The organism is Mycobacterium sp. TH-M82 (genome assembly GCF_057473605.1).
The window spans coordinates 1-2,985 of record NZ_JBYCKY010000522.1; the positions used below are offsets into that span (position 1 = coordinate 1).

The window sequence follows — 2,985 nt, forward strand, 5'->3', positions numbered from 1 at the left end:
AAGCTCGTGGATCATGTCGTATACCGTCACCACACGATGCCGACCCCTGCCGACCGGTTTGGTGGCGAAGTATGTCTCATGCACGATGTCCGGATTAACTCCTCGCCAGGCCAAAGGTACGGCGAACCGGTTCACCAGATCTACGACACGGGCGGCACTTCCGGACCTGGACGGCACATAACTGCCCCGGATAGCGGGATGGGAGGGATCAGCCGCCAGATAGTTGTTAATGTGCAAGGGAGCGATGATCGACACGTCGGACACGATCTCGGACGACAAGCGCCTGGCAAGTTCGAAAAAGTACCGTGAAATACCCCCATATCGCTGCTGCGCGAAAATCTGGTGGTCAAACGCGACTTTCACTGGTCCTCAGCCCGAGCCCACTCGGCCGCGACCATCGCCTTGACGACATCGCGCATCGTGTATGTCGCCGACCAACCGAGGACTTCCCTCGCTTTGGAGGCATCGCCGAGGCCTTCGGCCAGATCTGACGGCCGCCTCAATGCCTCCGAGAGATCTGTATGCTCGCGCCAATCGAGCCCCACCTGCCCGAACGCCGCCGCCGCGAACTCGTCGAGCCTCCGACCCTCCCCCGTTGCGATCACGAAGTCAGAGCCAGTGTCTTGCTGCAGCATGCGCCACATCGCATCCACATATTCGGGCGCCCATCCCCAGTCTCGTTTGATCGCGACGTTACCCAACGTCAGACGCGAACGCTCACCCCTGGCGATGCGTACAGCCGCCGCAATGATCTTCTTCGTCACGAAGCGCTCGGGACGCAGGGGAGACTCGTGATTGAACAAAATGCCGCTGCTGGCATGCAATCCGTATGCCACACGGTAATTGGCGACCAGCCAGTGCGCCGTAGCCTTCGCCACGGCATACGGGCTGCAGGGGCTGAAGGGGGTTTTTTCGTTAGCCGCGCGTCCGCCAGTGTCTCCGAAGCATTCACTCGAGCCCGCGTTGTAGAAACGAATCGGCTTGTCCAGAAAGCGGATTGCTTCAAGCAGGTTGACCGTGCCGAGAGCAATGCTGTCAAGAGTCTCCACTGGTTGCTCAAAGGAGAGGCCGACCGAACTCTGCCCTGCCATGTTGTAAATTTCATCCGGATCGGTGCTGCGCAACACGTTCAGCACGCTGCGAAAGTCATTAAGAGCCATCGACTCCAGGCGCACACGATCGCGTATTCCGAGACGAACCAGATTCGCGAACCCACCGACCTGCGCGTCGCGCGAGGTGCCGAAGACCTCGTACCCCTTGTCAAGCAGCAGGCGCGCCAGGTAGGCGCCATCTTGACCCGAGATGCCGCAGATGAGCGCTCTCATCTCGTCCCCTGGACCGCTTCTGCGGGACGGGTCGGGCGGGGTGATGTGCGCAAACTACTACCCTTCATCGATACCCATGAGTTTCTCGTGGTCGGCCCAGGTTCGGGGGCCAAGGATGCGTGGCGGCAAGTTTCGCAGAAGTCCGGAAACCTGCGGCGAGCTGAGCACACGCAAGGCTAGCGGGTTGAGTTTCGCCCGAGTCCAGACGTGCAGCGTACCGGAGCTGTAGAAACGCATGCCAAAACGCTTTCCGATGAGCTCCAGCGTTGATTTTTGATAGAAGCTAATGTGCTGCCCGGTGGCGAAACAGTAGTACCACCATGCCTCCGGAGCTGGGGGCTCGCCAGCGAAGAGTTCGGTGGTGAAGATGATCGTGTCGGTACCCGTGCTTTCTAGCAGCTCAGCGAGGAACGCGACCGGGTCGGGAAGATGCTCCATGACTTCGAATGCGGTGACCGCCGTGTATGGGCGGTGAGAACTTTCATCTACCTCGAAACCGCGGGCGGTGAGGTTGGGGCAGTACTTGTCGGTCCAGTAATAGTCGAAACCGAGGTCCCGCATGAGACGGGTGAAAATGCCGTAGCCGCCCGCGGCGTCCAGAAAACGGCCGCGACGGTCGAACAAGAAGAACAGGACCAACGACGTCACTCGGGCGAGGTCTAGGTTGCGCACTAGAATCCCCGTGTCAGCTGATGCCACCGGGCTGGCGTAGGCTTCTTCCAGCCAGTAAGGCTCCTCCGTCTGAAGGCCGCCGCAATTGGGACAGAAGTAGTACCGGCAGTCGTATTTGGCAAGGACCTTACGAGTGAACGCCAGCTGGGTGTTGGAAGTACAGATCCGGCACAACACGGTATGGAACCCTCCCACGAGCCTTCTGCGCATCTGCAACCAAGAGGAACAGAAGGGTTACACCGTACGCCACGTACCATCGCATCTGACACGGCCTACCAGCGCACGCTGGGAACCATTACTGTCGCCTTCGACCGCGGCAATCCTAGCAACGGCGTCCCTGCTGGCGCGGGTGATTGGCAACTGGGCTCCCGGGCGGACCGCGACCGCAGCCGGGCTTGCGCTCAGAGACTCGGCCGGACGCCGGTCCTCTGCGCGGCTTCCCTGCGATTTGTCCAACTTGTGACTGACCTGGCTACTCGAGCCATACCCGAGTCAAGTTACGCCCCATCTACTATGAACCGATCGCGCCCCGCCGGGCTGGCGCGTAAGGAGTGATAGAGCCACCATGAGATGCCGAAAATGTCCTGACGAGCGTGCACTGACAGAAGTGGGAGCCGAATGAAGCGAGCGCTCATCACCGGGATTACGGGGCAGGATGGCTCCTATCTCGCCGAGCTACTGCTGCGCAAGGGATATGAGGTCCACGGTTTGATCCGCCGGGCCTCGACCTTCAACACCTCCCGTATCGACCATCTCTACGTCGACCCACACGACGCGGGTGCACGGTTGTTCCTGCACTATGGAGACCTGATCGATGGGACTCGGCTGGTCACGTTGCTCAGCACCATCGAGCCCGACGAGGTGTACAACCTCGCGGCGCAGTCCCACGTCCGGGTCAGTTTCGACGAACCGGTGCACACCGGTGACACCACGGGCATGGGATCCATGCGTCTGCTCGAGGCGGTGCGCCTGTCCAAGGTGCACTGCC

Annotated in this window: 3 protein-coding genes and 1 pseudogene; 1 reads left to right on the plus strand and 3 read right to left on the minus strand. The window is 60.6% G+C overall.

Annotated features, from left to right (window positions below; genetic code table 11):
• The 3 genes and pseudogenes from AC2VON_RS16115 to AC2VON_RS16125 all read right to left on the minus strand — a co-directional run.
• Positions 1-363 (minus strand): annotated as a pseudogene (locus AC2VON_RS16115) (glycosyltransferase family 4 protein); the annotation flags it as partial.
• The gene (locus AC2VON_RS16120; protein WP_486953857.1) at positions 360-1,325 is read right to left on the minus strand and encodes a GDP-mannose 4,6-dehydratase; all 966 of its coding nucleotides are present in this window, start codon (positions 1,323-1,325) and stop codon (positions 360-362) included. The pseudogene AC2VON_RS16115 and the gene AC2VON_RS16120, both read right to left, overlap by 4 nt.
• 57 nt (positions 1,326-1,382) lie before the next feature.
• Positions 1,383-2,174 carry a class I SAM-dependent methyltransferase gene (locus AC2VON_RS16125; protein ID WP_486953858.1) on the minus strand — a complete coding sequence of 264 codons (792 nt, stop codon included), beginning with the start codon at positions 2,172-2,174 and terminating at the stop codon, positions 1,383-1,385.
• Between the two features lie 441 nt (positions 2,175-2,615).
• Between AC2VON_RS16125 and AC2VON_RS16130 the strand changes: the two genes are divergently transcribed.
• The coding region (locus tag AC2VON_RS16130; RefSeq protein ID WP_486951666.1) for a GDP-mannose 4,6-dehydratase at positions 2,616-2,985 on the plus strand (370 nt) is incomplete at its 3' end.